The sequence below is a fragment of the Empedobacter sp. 225-1 genome (genome assembly GCF_030328185.1).
Lineage (GTDB): Bacteria > Bacteroidota > Bacteroidia > Flavobacteriales > Weeksellaceae > Empedobacter > Empedobacter stercoris.
The window spans coordinates 54,715-72,874 of record NZ_JACALO010000001.1; the positions used below are offsets into that span (position 1 = coordinate 54,715).

20 protein-coding genes and 1 tRNA gene are annotated in these 18,160 nt (G+C 27.0%); 9 read left to right on the plus strand and 12 right to left on the minus strand.

The window, feature by feature from the left end; genetic code table 11:
* Nucleotides 1–19: 19 nt before the first annotated feature.
* Nucleotides 20–556, minus strand: coding sequence for a hypothetical protein (locus tag HX088_RS00255; protein WP_286482905.1), 537 nt, complete (start codon nt 554–556; stop codon nt 20–22).
* A gap of 320 nt (nt 557–876) precedes the next feature.
* On the opposite strand from HX088_RS00255, the gene HX088_RS00260 reads away from it, so the two are divergent.
* Together HX088_RS00260 and HX088_RS00265 are read left to right on the plus strand one after the other, a co-directional pair.
* A complete protein-coding gene (locus tag HX088_RS00260; RefSeq protein WP_260541750.1) occupies nt 877–1,323 on the plus strand; it encodes a lipocalin-like domain-containing protein in 447 nt (148 codons plus the stop codon).
* 65 nt (nt 1,324–1,388) lie between these two features.
* A complete protein-coding gene (locus tag HX088_RS00265) occupies nt 1,389–1,844 on the plus strand; it encodes a lipocalin family protein (protein ID WP_225539175.1) in 456 nt (151 codons plus the stop codon).
* Between the two features lie 29 nt (nt 1,845–1,873).
* Here the strand turns inward: HX088_RS00265 and nth are convergent, their stop codons facing one another.
* Nucleotides 1,874–2,494, minus strand: a complete 621-nt coding sequence (nth, locus tag HX088_RS00270; RefSeq protein WP_171623051.1) for an endonuclease III — start codon at nt 2,492–2,494, stop codon at nt 1,874–1,876.
* A 172-nt stretch (nt 2,495–2,666) separates the two neighbouring features.
* On the opposite strand from nth, the gene bcp reads away from it, so the two are divergent.
* On the plus strand, nt 2,667–3,122 hold the full coding sequence (gene bcp, locus HX088_RS00275; RefSeq protein ID WP_171623052.1) for a thioredoxin-dependent thiol peroxidase: 456 nt from the start codon (nt 2,667–2,669) through the stop codon (nt 3,120–3,122).
* A gap of 13 nt (nt 3,123–3,135) precedes the next feature.
* Complete coding sequence (recA, locus tag HX088_RS00280; protein ID WP_171622999.1) at nt 3,136–4,185, plus strand: recombinase RecA; 1,050 nt, start codon at nt 3,136–3,138, stop codon at nt 4,183–4,185.
* Nucleotides 4,186–4,240: 55 nt separating this feature from the next.
* Here recA and HX088_RS00285 read toward each other — a convergent pair whose 3' ends face one another.
* Complete coding sequence (locus HX088_RS00285; RefSeq protein WP_171623000.1) at nt 4,241–5,905, minus strand: receptor L domain-containing protein; 1,665 nt, start codon at nt 5,903–5,905, stop codon at nt 4,241–4,243.
* A gap of 143 nt (nt 5,906–6,048) precedes the next feature.
* The gene (locus HX088_RS00290) at nt 6,049–7,494 is read right to left on the minus strand and encodes a TonB-dependent receptor (protein WP_375781344.1); all 1,446 of its coding nucleotides are present in this window, start codon (nt 7,492–7,494) and stop codon (nt 6,049–6,051) included.
* Between the two features lie 39 nt (nt 7,495–7,533).
* Here HX088_RS00290 and HX088_RS00295 point away from each other — a divergent pair, with 39 nt between their 5' ends.
* The 4 genes from HX088_RS00295 (at nt 7,534) to HX088_RS00310 (ending at nt 10,282) form a co-directional block, all read left to right on the plus strand.
* Nucleotides 7,534–8,316, plus strand: a complete 783-nt coding sequence (locus HX088_RS00295) for an MBL fold metallo-hydrolase (protein WP_171623002.1) — start codon at nt 7,534–7,536, stop codon at nt 8,314–8,316.
* A 60-nt stretch (nt 8,317–8,376) separates the two neighbouring features.
* Nucleotides 8,377–8,457 (plus strand) — tRNA-Leu (locus HX088_RS00300).
* 176 nt (nt 8,458–8,633) lie between these two features.
* Nucleotides 8,634–8,834, plus strand: coding sequence for a helix-turn-helix domain-containing protein (locus tag HX088_RS00305; protein ID WP_286482913.1), 201 nt, complete (start codon nt 8,634–8,636; stop codon nt 8,832–8,834).
* Entirely contained in the window at nt 8,834–10,282 is a 1,449-nt protein-coding gene (locus tag HX088_RS00310) for a hypothetical protein (RefSeq protein ID WP_286482915.1), read from the plus strand. The genes HX088_RS00305 and HX088_RS00310 overlap by 1 nt, the downstream gene beginning before the upstream one ends.
* Here HX088_RS00310 and HX088_RS00315 read toward each other — a convergent pair.
* Both HX088_RS00315 and HX088_RS00320 read right to left on the minus strand, forming a co-directional pair.
* Nucleotides 10,279–11,406, minus strand: a complete 1,128-nt coding sequence (locus HX088_RS00315) for a DNA methyltransferase (protein WP_286482917.1) — start codon at nt 11,404–11,406, stop codon at nt 10,279–10,281. The genes HX088_RS00310 and HX088_RS00315 overlap by 4 nt on opposite strands.
* On the minus strand, nt 11,403–12,647 hold the full coding sequence (locus tag HX088_RS00320) for a DNA adenine methylase (protein WP_286482919.1): 1,245 nt from the start codon (nt 12,645–12,647) through the stop codon (nt 11,403–11,405). The genes HX088_RS00315 and HX088_RS00320 overlap by 4 nt, the downstream gene beginning before the upstream one ends.
* Nucleotides 12,648–12,912: 265 nt before the next feature.
* Between HX088_RS00320 and HX088_RS00325 the strand changes: the two genes are divergently transcribed.
* Nucleotides 12,913–13,185, plus strand: a complete 273-nt coding sequence (locus HX088_RS00325) for a hypothetical protein (protein ID WP_286482920.1) — start codon at nt 12,913–12,915, stop codon at nt 13,183–13,185.
* Between the two features lie 13 nt (nt 13,186–13,198).
* On the opposite strand, the gene HX088_RS00330 is transcribed toward HX088_RS00325, so the two are convergent.
* The 6 genes from HX088_RS00330 to HX088_RS00355 all read right to left on the minus strand — a co-directional run.
* Nucleotides 13,199–13,663: a hypothetical protein gene (locus tag HX088_RS00330; RefSeq protein WP_286482923.1), complete on the minus strand. Its 465-nt coding sequence runs from the start codon at nt 13,661–13,663 to the stop codon at nt 13,199–13,201.
* A gap of 49 nt (nt 13,664–13,712) precedes the next feature.
* A complete protein-coding gene (locus HX088_RS00335; protein WP_286482924.1) occupies nt 13,713–14,171 on the minus strand; it encodes a hypothetical protein in 459 nt (152 codons plus the stop codon).
* A 457-nt stretch (nt 14,172–14,628) separates the two neighbouring features.
* Complete coding sequence (locus HX088_RS00340; protein ID WP_286482926.1) at nt 14,629–15,483, minus strand: DUF8464 domain-containing protein; 855 nt, start codon at nt 15,481–15,483, stop codon at nt 14,629–14,631.
* 197 nt (nt 15,484–15,680) lie between these two features.
* Nucleotides 15,681–16,934 (minus strand): primase-helicase family protein, encoded by a 1,254-nt coding sequence (locus HX088_RS00345; RefSeq protein ID WP_286482928.1) that lies wholly within the window; start codon nt 16,932–16,934, stop codon nt 15,681–15,683.
* A gap of 131 nt (nt 16,935–17,065) precedes the next feature.
* Nucleotides 17,066–17,359 (minus strand): helix-turn-helix domain-containing protein, encoded by a 294-nt coding sequence (locus HX088_RS00350; protein WP_286482930.1) that lies wholly within the window; start codon nt 17,357–17,359, stop codon nt 17,066–17,068.
* A 128-nt stretch (nt 17,360–17,487) separates the two neighbouring features.
* A partial coding sequence (locus HX088_RS00355; RefSeq protein WP_286482931.1) for a hypothetical protein occupies nt 17,488–18,160 on the minus strand: 673 nt, incomplete at its 5' end.

An 18,160-nucleotide genomic window follows, 5' to 3' on the forward strand; every position in this document is an offset into this window, starting at 1 on the left:
AATTTGCCATAATTGTTCTTTATTTTTCTCCTCTAAAAAAATCTAAATGCCCAATTTTTTCTAATCCAACTTCTTTCGGAACAATATTCAGACGTTTTTTCTTCGCATTTTTCAGCACCAATTCAGCAAAAAGATCAACAGCTTTTGGCGTTGCCATAAAGTCATCATCCAAGCTAATAATTAAAATAGGTTTGGTGATTTCCTCGAATAAGTTCTGAGTTTGATCTGCATAATCTATTATTGATTTTTTAAAATAGATTAATTTCTTCCAATCGTGGGCAATCCCTTTTGGAATTGGTTCGCCCATTCCAACTTTTTGTGAAGGGAAAAAGCCATAAATTTTGGATAAAATAGGAATAGCAATTTTGAAGAAAAACGTAACTTTTGGTTTATCCTTTCGGTGAAAATTTTTGATGTAACCGTATTGCAAACCAATTGTAATTATTTTTGAATAAATTTTATAAGCAGGTGTCAAACCAATCATTATTCCGCCAATACTATGACCAATTAAAAATTTTTTATGAGTAGGATAAAATTCTTCAATATATTGTGTCAAACTTAAAAAATATTTGTCAGCTCAATCGATAAAATTTGCTTTAAAGTTTTTCAAGTTATTCGGTTTAGAGTCTCCGATACCACGATAGTCATAAGTGAAAACTAAATAACCTTTGTTTGCTAAATAAATTGCAAACTTGGTATAAAAAGATTGTTTCACACCAATTGCAGATGAGATCACAATAATTTTATTGGTTGCATTATTTTCTCCAAAAGAAGTTACTGATAGTTTAAATTTATCAAAAGTTTCGACAAAAAAGTTTTCATTTTTCGCATTTAATTCTCAAGATAAAACATATTTTTACTTTTTAAATTAATCGCATGAAAAAACTTATTTTTATACTGACTTTATTTTTAGCCAACATAGCATTCTCACAAGAGTTAAAAAAAGAAAATGTGCTCGGTTTTTGGAAATTGAAAGAAGCTGGTTTTTATGAAGCTGGGAAAAAAATATCAAAAGATTTTGACAATTGTCGATTAATGAGGAATTATACAATTTGGGATAATGGATACGCAATTTATAATTATGTAGAAGGAAGAAATGGCAATTGTTTCCCAAGCGAACCAAGATTAACTTTGTGGAGAATTGTAGAGAATAGAATACAATTTTATATTGATGATTATGTTTTTGAAGATAAAGTTGTCAAAGTTAACGAGGATAATTCAATAACTTTTGAAACATTTACCGAGAAAAAAATAATGGATTCAGATAAAAATTATGAAAAAATTGCAAATACAATCAGTTATGACATTTTAGAAAAACTCTAATGTAAACTTATAATGTTATTACGTCAATCAAAATTTTTATTTTTACATGATAATTTGAATTTAAAATGAAAAATTTTTTCGGTATATTTTTGATCTCAACTTTTTTACTTTCTATTTTTTCATGTAAAGAAGATGATTCTTTAGCGATATCTCAGGATCAATTATTGCGCGCTAACAAATGGCAGTTGAAAGAAATTCGTTACAAAAGAGCGAATGTAGATACAGTTGATAAGTTATTAGAATGTGAAAGGCAATCGACGTTAGATTTTAGAGATGTAGAAAAATATTTTTCAGTGGTTTTTGAAACGATTAACGGAAATTGTCAAGAAACAGTTACAGAAGGAAAATATACTTTTGAAGCTGAAAAATCGAAAAGATCCTTGAACGTTACCCCAACAAATGGAGAATTGAAAAAATATTATATGGAACAATTAGATCCGTATTATATGATTATTCAAGATAGTTTAATCGTAAATGACACCTTACAGTTTAGACGTTTTGTTTATCAACCAGTGAAATAATAAAAAATGCTCGAATTTTCGAGCATTTTTTATTCAAACATTTTTCGCGTAATAAAATCTTTTTCTAAGCTCCATGCACGTGCAGGAGAATATTCTCTTCCGTAATAAATAATCTGTATATGAAGTTTATTCCATAATTCTTTCGGAAAAATTTTCTTAGCATCTTTCTCTGTTTCTTCAACGTTTTTACCTTTGGTTAACTTCCATAATTTCATCAAACGATGAATGTGCGTATCTACAGGAAAAGCAGGATGACCAAACCATTGCGCCATTACAACCGAAGCTGTTTTGTGACCAACTCCTGGCAATTCTTCTAACTCTTCAAAACTTTCAGGTACTTCGCCATTGTGTTTTTCGAGTAAAATTTCGGATAATCGTTTGATATTTTTTGCTTTCGTATTTGACAAGCCAATTTCGCGGATATAATATTTTATTTCATCCACTTCTAATAGTGACATTGCTTTTGCATTGGCTGCTTTTGCAAATAATTCGGGTGTAACTTGATTCACCTTTTTATCTGTTGTTTGGGCAGATAAGAGTACTGCAATCAATAAGGTAAAAGCATCTTGATGATCTAATGGAATAGGAGGTGTAGGGTATAATTTTTCCAATTCATCAATCACAAATTGCACACGTTCTTTCTTTAACATCATAAGTTCTGAAACTTTTATGTAAATGTATCATTTTTATCTTGATTATTTTATAACGACTTATTTTGACGTTTTAATAACTTACATTTGTAGTAGAAATAAAAGATTAATTAATTAAATCAATCCAGATTCAAGATATAATCATTATTTTTACGAGAAGTTCTAAAGACAAATCAACATGTTAAAAGTAGGAGATAAAGTTCCAGATTTTAAAGGAATTGATCAAGATGGAAACGAGGTTTCGTATCAAGATTTCGCAGGAAAAAAATTGGTAGTTTTCTTTTATCCAAAAGCAAGTACGCCTGGTTGTACAGCCGAAGCATGCGATTTGCGCGATAACGAAAATGCGTTGAAAGCACAAGGTTATCATTTGGTTGGTGTAAGTGCAGATTCTGTAAAAAGACAAAAGAATTTTGCTGAGAAAAATAATTTACCTTTTCCTTTGCTTGCAGATGAAAGCCATGCTATTTTGAATGCATTTGGCGTTTGGGGACCTAAGAAATTTATGGGACGCGAATTTGATGGAATTCATCGTACAACTTTCATTATTGATGAAAATGGAATGATTACAGATGTAATCGAAAAAGTGAAAACAAAGGAACACGCAAAACAAATATTAGAAAAATAAAAAAAATAAGATAATGAGCGATTTAGATAATAAAAAGAAAGCACTACAGCTGATTTTAGATAAAATGGACAAAGCTTACGGTAAAGGAACTGTAATGCGTATGGGAGATTCGGCTGTTGATGATAAGATAGAAGTCATCTCTTCAGGATCTTTGGGATTAGATTTAGCGTTAGGTGTAGGAGGTTATCCTCGAGGACGTGTAATCGAAATCTACGGACCAGAATCTTCAGGTAAAACAACCTTAACGTTACACGCAATTGCAGAAGCTCAGAAAGCAGGTGGTATTGCAGCATTTATTGATGCAGAACATGCTTTTGACCGTTTTTATGCATCTAAATTAGGGGTTGATGTAGAAAACTTAATTATTTCTCAACCAGATAATGGTGAGCAAGCGTTAGAAATTGCTGATAATTTAATTCGTTCAGGAGCGATAGATATTATTGTAATTGACTCGGTAGCAGCATTAACACCAAAAGCGGAGATCGAAGGTGAAATGGGTGATTCTCGTATGGGATTACAAGCTCGTTTGATGTCGCAAGCATTACGTAAGTTGACAGGTACGATTAACAAAACAAAGTGTACTGCAATTTTTATTAACCAATTGCGTGAGAAAATTGGTGTTATGTTCGGAAACCCAGAAACAACAACAGGTGGTAATGCGTTAAAATTCTATGCTTCTGTACGTTTGGATATTCGTCGTTCGACACAAATTAAAAATGGTGATGAGGTAATCGGAAATCACTCGAAAGTAAAAGTGGTTAAAAACAAAGTTGCTCCTCCATTCCGTCAAGCTGAATTTGATATCATGTATGGTGAAGGAATTTCTAAAGTGGGTGAAGTTTTAGATATGGGTGTTGAGAAAGGAATTGTAAATAAATCTGGTTCTTGGTATTCGTATAACGACAGCAAATTAGGACAAGGCCGTGATGCTGTAAAAGAAGTATTGAAAGATAATCCTGAATTGTGTGAAGAAATTGAAGCGAAAATTGTTGCTTTAATTAAAGGAGAACCAGTTACTGGTGAAGTTTCTGTTGATGATCCAGCTGATTTATTAGAAGATTAATTCGATCAGAATTTTTATATAAAATTAAAAACCACTCAAATTGAGTGGTTTTTTGTTATTTACAATTTTTTAAAATGTCTTCAATTGTAGGGTTGTATAAATTATTTTTTGTATCCAAATTATTTTCTGGATTTGAAACAAACTTTTTGATTGCACAATATTCAGAAAGTTTAGGGTTTTCATATATACTCAAAGAACGGGGACTTCCATAAGGACTCTTAATCGAAGTTAAATTATTTAAACCTTTTAACGATTTCAAATTTTTATTATCAAAAATGGAGAAGTCCACACCATAAACACCTTTTAAATTGTCTAATCCAGATAAATCTTCTAATGAATTATTATTAATAATCTTTATTTCTGCATTATCAAAAGTTCCTTTTAACTCTTTAACATTTTCAAAGCCTTTTAATGAATTCAATAACGGGTTTCCGTATAGATGAATTTGTATTTTAACATTTTTAAATGAAGTGAGATTTTTAAGGGAATTATTAAATTTTACAAATAAATAATCTGTTTCAACATCTTTTATCCCATCCAAGTTTATTAAACTATTATTACTTTCAAAATTTATATATTCTGCTCTCTTAAAATTAGGAAAACTAAGTTTAGTTAAATTATCATTATATAAAATATTAAATGCCCAATTAACTGTCTCTAAATTAGGAAAAGATATTTCATCTAATAATTTATTATTTTCTACATTAAGATATTCGGTTTTCTTTAATGATTTAAAGTTATTTATTTTAGAAAGATTTTTATTATTACTTATTATAGTACCATACACAGCTAATTCTAACTTTTCAAAACTATTATTCAACGTTATTAGATTATCATTTTCAGTAATAAATAATCTTGATAATCCCGATAATGACTTAAAGGAATCTACTACTCTTAGATTTGGATTTTTACTTATTTGTAAATCATCATAATTAACATGTAATTTATTGAATGAATTAATCGTTTCTAAATTTGGATTATTATAGATTGATAATGCAGAATAATTAGTCGTGAATTCTTCAAAACCTTCAATCTTCTTTAGACTTTTATTATTACTTATACTTACACCATAGTAAAACATATGACCAGAGCTAATAGATTTCAATTTATTAAAACCATTAAGATTCTCAATTTTGGAATCTTCAATTCTTAAAAAGTGAAGTTCTAAAATCTCAATTGTATTGAGTCCAGAAATATCATTTACATTTCCTGTAATAATTAAAGAAGAACTATTATTTCTTTGTCGGATACTCGTATATTTTTTTTCAGCTAATTCATTTAATTTTTCTTGGCTATCTATTATTAAATCTTTTTCAATGTATAAAACATTATCTTCTATCAACTTATGTTCAATTTCATTTCCAAAATAATATTTATCTTTAATCTTTGCGTAAGATTTTATGTATAATGTTTTATTGTTAACAAGACTACCTAATAAAGTATATAGTTTATTATTTTTTATTTGAGCTTTAAACATTTTCATGTTTTTATTAGGAGATACATCTTTAATTGTATCAACAATAAAACCATACTCAGTCATTAAATTTATATCATCTATTTTGAAATCCGCATTTAATTCAAGAGAATATAGACTTTCGTTTGTGACAGGTAAAGTTGTTAATTCAATAGGTTCTTTTTCTTTTAGAATTTGAGAATCATCATCGTTTGTACATGAAAAAATAAATAAGATAATGAAGAATAAGATGTAGAAATATTTCATAAATAAATTTATTGATGAATAAAAATATTAAAAAAAATAAGGTTAACCAAATTAGTTAACCTTATTGTCACGTTGAGTTTATTTTCAACATCGCATATTCTTTATGACGAGAATTTGAAACGAGTTGAGATTGACTTAATAATTTACTCCAAAATATATTTCAATTTATAACCAAACATGCCACGATCTTTGATCATATCAGCAACACCTTCTGGACATTCGTTCTCCCAATCTTGTTCAGCATTGGCAATTTTTTCTAAAATTCGACGCGAATAAGAATCTAAATAACCTCTGTTATAATTCAGAATATCTTGAATTCGTCCATTATACAAGAAATATTTGTACAATTCGTGTACGTTGTCACTTACTTGTAGATTTTTAGAAGTTAGTAAAATATCTTTTTGTTTGTCTAAATATGGATATAAATAAACTTTTACATTTTTCTTGAACAATTTTCCGAAAGCTTCCATAATTCCACCAGGTAAATCAGCATAATATTGTTCATTGAAAATCTCGACCAAATTATTAACACCCATTGCTAACCCAATTTTGGTTTGATTTCGAGTGAATTTTGAGAAATAGTCAACTAATTTATAATATTCAGAAAAGTTAGAAATGATAACATTGTGACCTAAACTTCCAATTATATCAGCACGATCTAAGAAATCACGTTCGTTTAATTCGCCTTCAAAACCAGAAGCAATCAGATTAGAAAGTGTAATCTCGAATAAAATTTCGGTGTTATCTGTTCGTACATTATCTTCTTGTTTAAAAATTTCTAATCCACCTTTGAACATGTCCATATTCACGTTCATAAAAGGACGGAAAGAACCACGAATAGCAAAGATATTTTTCTTGTAAAGTAAATCTGCTGGAAGAATATTTTTCCCTTGTGGATTGAAAACCGCAACATCTGTCATTCCATTTTTAACCAATTGAAGCGACATCAAACGATTATCAACATATTTAAATTGCGGACCACGGAAATTAATCATATCAATTTCTAATTGATCTTTATCCAACGTATCATACAAAGACTTGATTAATTTTCTTGGGTTATCATGGTAATAATAAGCGCCATAAATTAAGTTTACACCCAAAACACCTAATGTTTCTTGTTGTAATTGCGCTGTATTTTCTTTGAATTTTACATGAAAAATAATTTCATTTGCTTTTTCTTCTTCTGCATTCAATTTGAAACGTAAACCTATCCAACCTTGACCTTCATTCTTTTTCGAATAATCAATAGTAGTAACCGTATTTGCATAAGTAAAAAATGCTTTTTCTTTGTAATGATCATCAATAAGACGTTCTTTCATCAATTCCATCTCATGATCCAACATTTTTTTAAGACGAGCTTGTGTTACATAACGACGATTTTCCTCAACACCATAGATAGAATCAGACATCTCTTTGTCATATGCACTCATTGCTTTCGCAACAGTACCTGAAGCTGCACCAGCGCGATAAAAAAAACGAACAGTCTCTTGACCTGCTCCAATTTCTGCAAAAGAACCGTATATTTTCGGATTCAAATTGATCTCTAAAGCTTTTTGTTTAGGAGTAAGAACTTGTTCTAATGCCATAATTATATTTCAAATAGTTTGTGGTAAATTTACCAAATCATTATGGCTAAATCAAATATAAAAATACATTTTTTAGGAACTGGGACTTCGCAAGGAATTCCGATTATTGGAAGCGATCATCCTGTATGTCTGTCGACTAATCAAAAAGATAAACGTTTGCGATCATCGTTGTTATTAGAAAAAAATGGTAAGATTATTACGATAGATAGTGGTCCCGATTTTAGACAACAAATGTTACGTTACAATGCGCAAAGATTGGACGGGATATTGTACACACATGAGCACAATGATCATGTAATGGGATTAGATGATATTCGTCCTTTGGTATTCAAATCTGGTGAAGACATGAATGTTTATGGTTTGAAACGCGTATTAGATGAATTGCATAATCGTTTTCCCTATATGTTTGCCGAACATAAATATCCTGGTGTGCCAACGGTGATAGAAAATTATATTGAAGAAGATAAGTTTGAAGTTGCTGGATTCTCGATAGAACCAATTAAAATAATGCATGGACCATTGCCTATTTTGGGTTATCTGATTGATGATAAAATTGCTTATTTAACTGATGTGAAAACGATTCCTGTAGAGTCTTTAGAAAAATTAAGAGGGGTAGAAATTTTGATTATAAGTGCATTGCGTGTAGAACATGAACATTTTTCACATATTTTGTTAGACGAAGCGATTCGATATGCTGAATTAATAGGTGCTAAACAAACTTTTTTTACACATATTTCGCATCATTTGGGTTTTCATGATGAAGTTGAGAATCAATTACCAAAAGGTAAATATTTGGCTTACGATACGTTAGAAATAATTCTGTAAAAAGTTTAAAAAATAGTTGGAAAAATAAATAAACTAACACTATATTTGCAGTCCATAAAGGCTCGGATGGCGGAATTGGTAGACGCGCACGACTCAAACTCGTGTTCCTTTGGAGTGTGGGTTCGATTCCCACTCCGAGTACTGAAAAATCCCTTAAGTAATTATACTTAAGGGATTTGTTTTTTTATGGGTGGCGAAAAAGGTGGCGAATTATATTTTTTTTTAGAATAGAAAAAATAATAATGAACAATTAAATAAACTTAAAATGTAGACTATAGTCCGTTGTACAATTGTCTACATAAATTAATATTTACTAAATGGATATACTAGAAACTATTGCATTAAATATTAAGAAACTTCGAAAAGAAAAAGGCATTTCACAAGAGACTCTTGCATTAAAGGCTAACATTGATAGAACTTATATAAATGATGTTGAGAATGCTAAAAGAAACATCTCAATAAAAATGTTAGAAAAAATATCTGTAGCATTAGAAATCAACATTAAACAACTATTATAATGGCAAAAAAAACAACTTATGGTTTTACTACACCAGTAAGAAGAAGCACAAAGAATGTTACAGGAAATAAAGTTGGAGGTGAATTAACTGGAGGTGAATATGAAATTAAAAACTTATATAAGTTAACTATTGATTCCAAATCTGAATATTATAAAGAAATTAAAATAAATATTACCGATGCTCCTAATTTATTTTTGAGTGAGGATTTTTTTTCTGCTATTGGAGGTTATTTTATTAGTAATTATAATTGCATAGTTGAAATTGGATTTAAATTGGATGGAAACACTATCATAAACAAAACATTTAATTTACAAGCTTTAGAATATACGTCTATAGGTTTAGATTATTCTTTGAATAAGGAAGAAAATATTGATAAAACCTTAATAGCTTATATTAAAATAATTAACTTTAATGATGATAAATTAGAGATTAATTATACACATTTTAATGCTCAATTTATTAGTTATACAGACTATGTAGATAATATTGAATTTTATAGACATTATAATAATAGTAAAAAAGAGATATGTTATCCTGAACAATTTTACTTTGATACTCAAATAATTCTGGATGGTAGTATTCCCTCGGATATAAACGTGCCATTAAAAAGTTGTAATAGATGTCAGAGAAAATTACCTATTAATCCGTATAATGAAAGAATGCAATTAGCATTCTCAAATCATTGCTCAACTAAAGCTCCTTGTAGACATTCAAGTTTTTCAACTTATAAAAATATTAGTCCGAATAATTTAACAATTGTTAATCTAAATGTAAATAATAAAATTGAAAATGGAGTTTACAAATCTTATTATGGACATCAATTAGAATGTAAAGCATGTAAAAAATTTTATGTAAATGCTGCACTTAATCATTTAAGAACATCTACACAACACAGAGAAGATTCTCTACGAAGAAGATCTTTTGAATTATTATGCGCACACCTATTGAAAAGTGAATGGATCTATCATAAATTTAAGAAGAATATCGGAAAAGAGTTTGATGTTTATATCCATGAAAAATTTAATAAAAAATGCTTTAAATGTGATAAAAATATTACAAAAGCAAAAGACATGCATTTAGATCATACTATGCCATTGTCACACCTTTATCCATTGGATGAAACTGCAACATGTTTATGCCCAAATTGTAATTCACTTAAAAGTGATATTTTACCTAAAGATTTTTATAGTGAAGCTGAATTAACAAGATTGTCTGAAATAACAGGTATTGATAGAGAAACATTAAGTTCTAATAGACCCAATGAAAAAATAATTAATTTACTTAAAAGTAATTTAAAATGGTTTTTTGAAGAATTTATACTTCATCCAGATTATCAAAAAGAAAGAGATGGTAAAAAAGCTGCTGATTCTATTATACATTCCTTACAGAAAATAATAAATAAAAGCCAACAGCCTTATAATTTAATTGAAGAATATAATAAACTTTAATACATTACTAGATATTGATGGGCACTAACTGTGCCCTTATCTTTAATACCATGCTTTTCTAAATGTTGTACATCCTCATCAAAAAGTTCTATATTATTAAAAATACCTTTAGCTATCTTAGATAATTCATATCCCATATTTTTTTTCTTACTTTTACCGAGATGAAAAACTACAACACCATTGTTTTTTAATCTTTCTTTTGAATTTCTTAAAATTTTATTATAAATATCAAAATCTTTCTTTTGAATTTCATCTATAAAGGAGTCTTTATTAATTTTGAAATCTTCTTCATTCCAACCCAAAAACCAACTTCTAAGCCAATGAACTTGATGATATTTTGTACTATCAAAGAATGGCGGAGATGATATAATTGCTGATAAGTCATTAATATCATCGTCCCACTCTTTTAAAATATCTCCATGAAAAATTTTACCTGGTTTAAATGAATCTAAATTTTTATTGAAAAAAGATCTTGAACACTTGTCTTTTAAATTATCTACTAAGGATTTATAAATAAAATCTCCTGTTGGAGCATATGGTGTTATAGGATGAGAATTTCTACTCAACGCATAAGGTCTATTGCCGTGTAAAATATGTAATAGACAACTTATTACATAACTAACATTCGGATCATTATATAAATCTAAATTTTTAAAGAATTGACGAGCTTTTATTATTTCTATATAGGTGTCAGGATGAAAATATTCCACTAGACTTTTATTATATCCAAAGGATTTATGTAGATTACCTTCTGTTTCGTCAAAATCTGATGTTAAAATAAAATTTTCTAATTCTTCAATTAACGATAAACATAATTCAGGATTTTGTATTCCTACTTTACTTTTGGATAATACTACTGAAATTGGATTTATATCTAATCCAAAACTATATCTACCATTTAAAGCAGCTTCAAATGGTATAGTGCCAGAACCTGAAAAACAATCAAATATTCGATCCTCTCTTGAGGAAAAAGATTCTATTAAATGATATGCAATTGCTGGTTTCAATTTTCCATAAAAAGAACATAATGAATGCTGTTTGTTTCCCCAATTTTTTTTTGAATATGGTTCAAATTTTAAAGGATTATTTTCTTTAAAATTTTGCCATTTATCTGAATTTATCATTTTTTAGCTATAATAAGTGTTTGTTTTACAATCTGACCACTTTTCGATCTTCTTTCTCTCAATAATACATTATCAATAATATTAAAATTATGAGCCTTAAATATATCAATAAGAATTTCATCAGTAGGTATGTGATTGTTTGCATAAATACTATCTCCAATATCTAAAAAAACATACCCATCATTTTTCAAATATTTAGAAAAATTTTCAATTACAATATTCATATCGTAAAAGTAATCTCTAATCATTTTAGGAATTCTTTGATCATACCATAAACCTTTGTCATTTAATATCTTTTCAAGTCTAGGAATTTCAATATATTTTTCATTTTTCGTTACATCATTAATACCTGAAGTAACTACCTCTTTTCTAAAATAATTAAGATCAGATTGTTTTTTTAATGCTCCACAAAACCATAATTCAAGTTTTGTATTCCTAATATAATTAGTTCCATTCAAATATGGAGGACTAGTAACTATTAAATCAATTTTATTCTCAATATCAGGTATAAATTCTTTTGAATTATTATTGTTTGCTACAAATGATTTATTTATAGAAAACTCTTTCTTCAAATTAATAATATCTTTTGATATAGTAATTAATTTTTCATATACTGTTGGAATGATTTCCTGTATTTGATCGAGTTCTTTTCCTTTTCTAAATCTTATATCACCTGATCTTTTTAAGTTAGAACAAGCTAATAAACTATAACAAACAGAAATATTAAGTATTTGAGATAATAAGTTATTTTTATATGAATCAATTAAGTTTTTAAATTTTAAAATATTTGAGAAATTAGATTCATTGAAATAGATACTTTTTTTAAAAGTATCTAAATATGTATCTTTTAAAACTGTGTTTTCTTTTTGATTTTCAATTAATTGCTCTATATTGTTTATTAAATAACTTAAATCAATATTTAACTGTTCAAGATCAGAATCTTCTAATTGTAATAATTCTACTTTCATATTTGTTAATGAAATAAGAAATGGATTTACTTCAGAATAATAAACATTAATATTATTTTTTTTACAATAAAAAGGAACTGTGCCAGTTCCAGAAAATGGCTCGTACACAAATTTTACTTCTCTATTTGTAGATTTGAAAATTGAATCAATAAAGTTTTCAGCAAAGCCTTCTAAATAAGGAAACCAATTTTGAATAGGATTATTTTTTGCATTTTTATATGTAACATCCTTTGATAATTCATTATTAGAAAGAATAATATTTTTGTCTATCATTTTATTTTATTGAGAATCGCAAAAATACGAACTTAAACGTCAAAGTATTGTCTTGTAAAATTCTTTTTGAATAATAATTTTTATAAAAAGAAGTATCTTTACCTCATTAAAATAGTAATTACGTACGCGTAAGCTGTCGGAATTTGGTTGCTGGAAACTCGGAATCTTCAAAAACTCAAAATTTTCGATAGGCTTACGCTCATGCCTTATAGTGGCGTGGGCTAGCCTTTTCGAGTTTTGGGTATCCGAGTACCTCAGTAACGGAATGCGTTTAGTTTCACGCCATTTTTATTTCAAGGTTATGGATAATGCTTCAGAAGAACAATTAAAAATCAATTTTCAAAAAATAGCAAACACAGAATATAAAGTAGATAATATATCGGTAAAACCAGATTATGAAAGTTCTAAATTATTTGCTTTTAAAATGGATATAGAAACGCACAAAAGATTAATGAGACATAAAGCAGAAACAGGAATCTCTATAAGAGATTTCATTAATGCAGCTATTCTTCAAAAATTAAAAAAAGACGAGTATTAACAATTTAATAGTATCATGATATTCTAATTTTATTTCTAAATGAATCATATTCTTCTTCAGTAATGTTTAGAATTATTCTGTTAGAATTAGAAAATTTTAATTCTTCAATTGTGAAATCTTCAAAAAAATGTTTGACATCAGCAGTTAAAATATGGTCTTTATAAATTTTTGATTTATAATTTTCAAAGCTATTTATTGAAATTGCTGTTAGGTACTTAATTTCACGTTTAAATAATTCATTAATGATTTTTCTTTTATCTTTCCTTTTTTCATTTAAATAATAATCAACAGAATATTTGATTTGTATTAAATCTTCTCTTATTTCAGATATTTCAATATCAAAGTCAATTTTATTGCGTTCACAATAAAAAAAGATATGCACAAGTGTTTGATTAAGGGAAGTGTAATTATATTTTTTTTTATAAGAAAGTAATCTTTCTCGTAATTCTTGACTTACTTTAATATGAGTTTTTTCCATATTTTTAAATTAAAAAGTGAATGAATTTTGAAACAAAAAATTAAATTATTTAATCAAGTTTTTTTAGAAAAGCATGAAATTCTTCTTCAGAAACATTTAGAATAAAATTCTTTTTGCCTGTAACTTTTGATTCTTCAATTATAATTTTATTATAAAAATCCATAACAATCGATTTTTCTATTTTAGTTTTAGAAATTTCATTTTTAATTTTATCATAACCATCATGGCTTATGTTTTTTAAATAATTATTTTCTTGATATTTCAGTATTTTATAAACTCTTTCTTCTGATTTAAAGAGTTCTATAATTGTATCCAATATATTTTCATCAAATCTTTTTAAATTATAATACATTTCATTTCGAACCTCATATTTTAAGTTAATTTCATTTCTTTCAAGATAGTTTAGAATAAATTCTATAATTCTATTATAAGAAATAACATGATATTTTTCCCCAATGAAAGAAAGTTTATCTTTTATAGCTGTATCAATTTGAATCGTTGTTTTCATCATTTTTAGTCTAAAGTTTAAGAAATGTCTACTTTTAAAATGTTGTTATTGAGTGTTTTAGTTGTTTTTTTGTGAAAAATACATACTTAACTTATAGTTTTGTAAAAAATAAATACACTTAAATTAATGATAACCAATAAATTAACTCCACCAAGTGGCGTTCCCTCTCGCTTCTCAAAAACATTTTTACAATTAATATATATTGTATTATGTGTAATTGATAGAAATTGAGATAAATAATTTTTAAAAGTTGTATTTATGTTTTTGAGATTTTGTTTTAAACTTTTTAGTATTTCGATTTTTCTAAAAATCGTTATGTATGTACTATTTTGATAGATTTTAGTAATTAAAAATAAACGTTTAATTTTCTAATGTTTAATTTTTGTTGTTTTATAAATTGTGAAATGTGTTTTCAAATTATTTTTATTTTTTTCAAAAATTATAGTTGAGATTTCCTTTATATTTTGAAATTTTTAATTAGAAATTCATTCAAATCTTTAAAATTTTTATAGAAAATAGAATCATCTTTTACTTTCGTTTTTAATTCCGTTTCTAAGAAATTCGATGCAGATTTTCCTGCGTTATCGTGATCAAAATAAGTCTGAATAGTTTCATATTTATTTATTGATTCTATGTTTTTTCTGAGTAAAGCAATTGAATTTAAAATCAAAAAATCATTTTTATATTCTTCAGTAGGAAATAAAAAAAGGTAACTGATAAAATCACTCCAACTTTCAAAAATTTTTAGTTGATTGTGATTGTTTTTAATCAAAGAAATATTTTTTTTGACTAAACACATTTTGACATATTTGTTTCGAATTTCAAAACCATTTTGATTGTTTGGGAAAGCTATTGCGTAATATTTTTTACCATTCAATTTGTAATGAATTTCTTTGCAATAACGTTTTACAATTTCTAAAGGCAGTTTTCTTTCTTCCAAATACTGAATCAAAGGAAACGATGAAATTTCTTTCAATTCCAAAATTTCATATTCATTTTTTGTTTGAACTTTTTCAAATTGTAAATCATTTTGCTTTTGAAAAGAAAAAGAATTATCGTTGAATTTTTGAATGATTTCTTTAATAGAAAGTTTTTCAATTTTAGAAATTAAATCAATTAAAGTCCCTCCGAAACCTTCTCCAAAATCATAAAAACGATTGGTAGAAATATCGACTTTAAATGAAGCTGTTTTTTCATTTCTGAATGGGCTTAAAAACCAAAAAATATTCTGTTTACTATTTATTGGATAAATACCTTTTTTAGCTAAATAATCAATCATTCTTATTTTCTCGTTTATTGTTTTGCAATTCATTTCCTGTGCAGTTAAGATTTTACAATTTTTTTGATATTTGATGAGAATATTATTTATTTATAAGATATACAATTACTTATGTTGTCATCAACTTGTCATCATTCATCAAATTTTGTCATCGTTTTAAAAAATCTCTCATCAAACTAAAATTTGATGACGGTTTGATGAGAAGTTTGATGAGAGTATTTTATTGATATTTAATTAATTATAAGGTTCTCATCACTCTCATCAAAAAAATGACGTATTTCGCTGAATATAATTTTATAGTATCTTCCTAATCGGTCAATTTTCACGAATTCACCATGTGGTAAAAGCTCAAATCCTTCATATTTATATGTATTATCGGTAGGAGTTAAACCAAACCCTTTTAGAATGTTTCGAGCTTCTTTTGGAGTTATTGCATTTCGTCCATGGATCTTTTTTGAAATTGACTGAAAATCCATAGGAGCAATTAATATTTCATCTGTATTGAAGTTTTCTTGGATTTCATATAAAACATCATATACTTTACTTTTAGCTTCTTCATTTTCAAAATCCATTAATCTTGCCAATGCTTTTGTACGAATTTGCTCTGGAGTAAACCACATACGAGTTTGTTTCGGAGTTGAATATGAAATTCGAATTAAATAGTTTAAAAAGAAAGGAATTTCCTTGTATAGGTGTTTATCAAATTCAGGATTTTTAATAATTGATGGAATTTTTCTAACCCAAAATCGAGTTTCTTTCTTATCGATTTTGATAAAGTTCTTTTCAAAGTTAGAAGTCATCACAAATTTGTAGAATGATTCGACTTCTTCTTTATCTTTTCCTTTGCTTTCAATCTTGTTTCGGTCTGCTGTACTAAGGAATTTAATACGTTCTGTTACCTGTTGATTATCTGTAATAATTTCATCAACCAAAACTAAAAGTTTACCATTTAAATCCGAATTGAAGTTGTTTACAAATGAATCAGCATTGATAAAAGTGGCATTGAAAGAGAAAATTTTTCGAAGCCATTTCAGAAATGTACTTTTCCCTGTTTCACGTTCTGAGGAAACTAATACAAGAACAGGTAAAATTTGAGTTGGATTTTCTAATAATATTTTTAGATAATCTAACCCTAATAAATATTGTTCTCCGAATATATGCTTGATATATTGAAGTGTATAAGGAATTTTTGATTGTAATTCTAGTAAATCAATTACCGATTCGGTTTCGATGTCATAATCTAATGGATGATAGATATTGTAGAAATCACCAATTTCTCGCTCATAATTGATGTGTTGTGGAATACAGCAAAATCCGTAGTACTTTTTGATAGCAGAAATATAATCTTTACCAAGATCATTTACGATGGTTTCTTTGTTCCAAGAAATCATGATTTTCTCGGTATCTTTTGAGATGGTAGGACGTTCAATTATAGCAAAATATGACGTGCCCACTCGAATAAATTCGGCAGAATCTAAGTTCATAATAAATTGTTTGATTAATTGTTATGTCTTATCTTTGCCATAGAATTATAGCAAAACATAACGTAAGTTATTTTTATAAATGAGAGTTTAATGGGGATTAAACTCTTTTTTTATTTCTCACCATATAGAGTTTATTTTTTATTAAATAGATTTCTATTCTTCTGAGCAATTTCCATTAATTCTTTTTTACTGTAAAAAATTGACCTTTGAACTTGATAAAATGGAACAAGTCCTTTCTTTTTCCAATCAATAAGCGTAACAACACTAATATTAAGTAACCTTGCCGCTTCCTTTTGAGTAAGACGATCATCTTCTGGAATATCCTTTGTGGTTTCGGAAATATCCATTTTTCTTAAACGTTTAATTACTATTTCAACAATAGCTTCTAAATCTTTCTTTGAATGTGTGTACAATAAGTTTGACATATCTAATTATTTTTAATTGTATTTAACTTAAATTTTAATTATGATATACAAAGCTAAAATGAAATGTAGGTTACAATTTTACAATTTAAAATTGTAATTGTATTTGGTTTATTGTTAGTTATTTATTGTTAGTTTATTTTTAATTCTTGTAAAATAAAATCTATATTTTTTTGTTTTTCAGGAGCAAAATTTGTTAAATTTAAATTAATTCTGAAAATTTCTGCTCTATTTTCAGCTATGGTATTATATGCATTTTTAGCAATAACCTTATCTAAGTTTTGCATATTACCGCTTACATTATTTGTAATAATTTTAGAAGTTATTAAATATTTAATACTTAATATAAAATCGGTTGAATTATCAAGATTTATAAAAGAAAGCTCTTTTACTTGAGGTTGGTACTGAAGCTTACATTTTGTATCACAGATAAAGAATATTCCTACAAATGACTTAAGTTCCTCTATGTTTTCTTCAGTTAATTTAACTTTTAAAACATCGATTGAGATTTTTTCTAAAACTTTATAAAATTGGTATTTAGAAATTTTATTTATTTTAATCGGTTTTATGTTTTTCTTTAATTCTTCAATAATGTTTTCTTGCTCAATTTTATCTTCATACTTTTTTAAGATTGATAATATTTCAATGTCATTTTTCTGTGATTGTTTATTAAAACTTGATATTAAAAGTTTAGTTTTTTGATTTTCTTTAATGAATAATTCTTTAGTGACGTTATTTTTTAGATAATCTATAACTTCCTTTTTATTGTTTATTAATAGGTTATTTGACTGAGAAATTTGATTC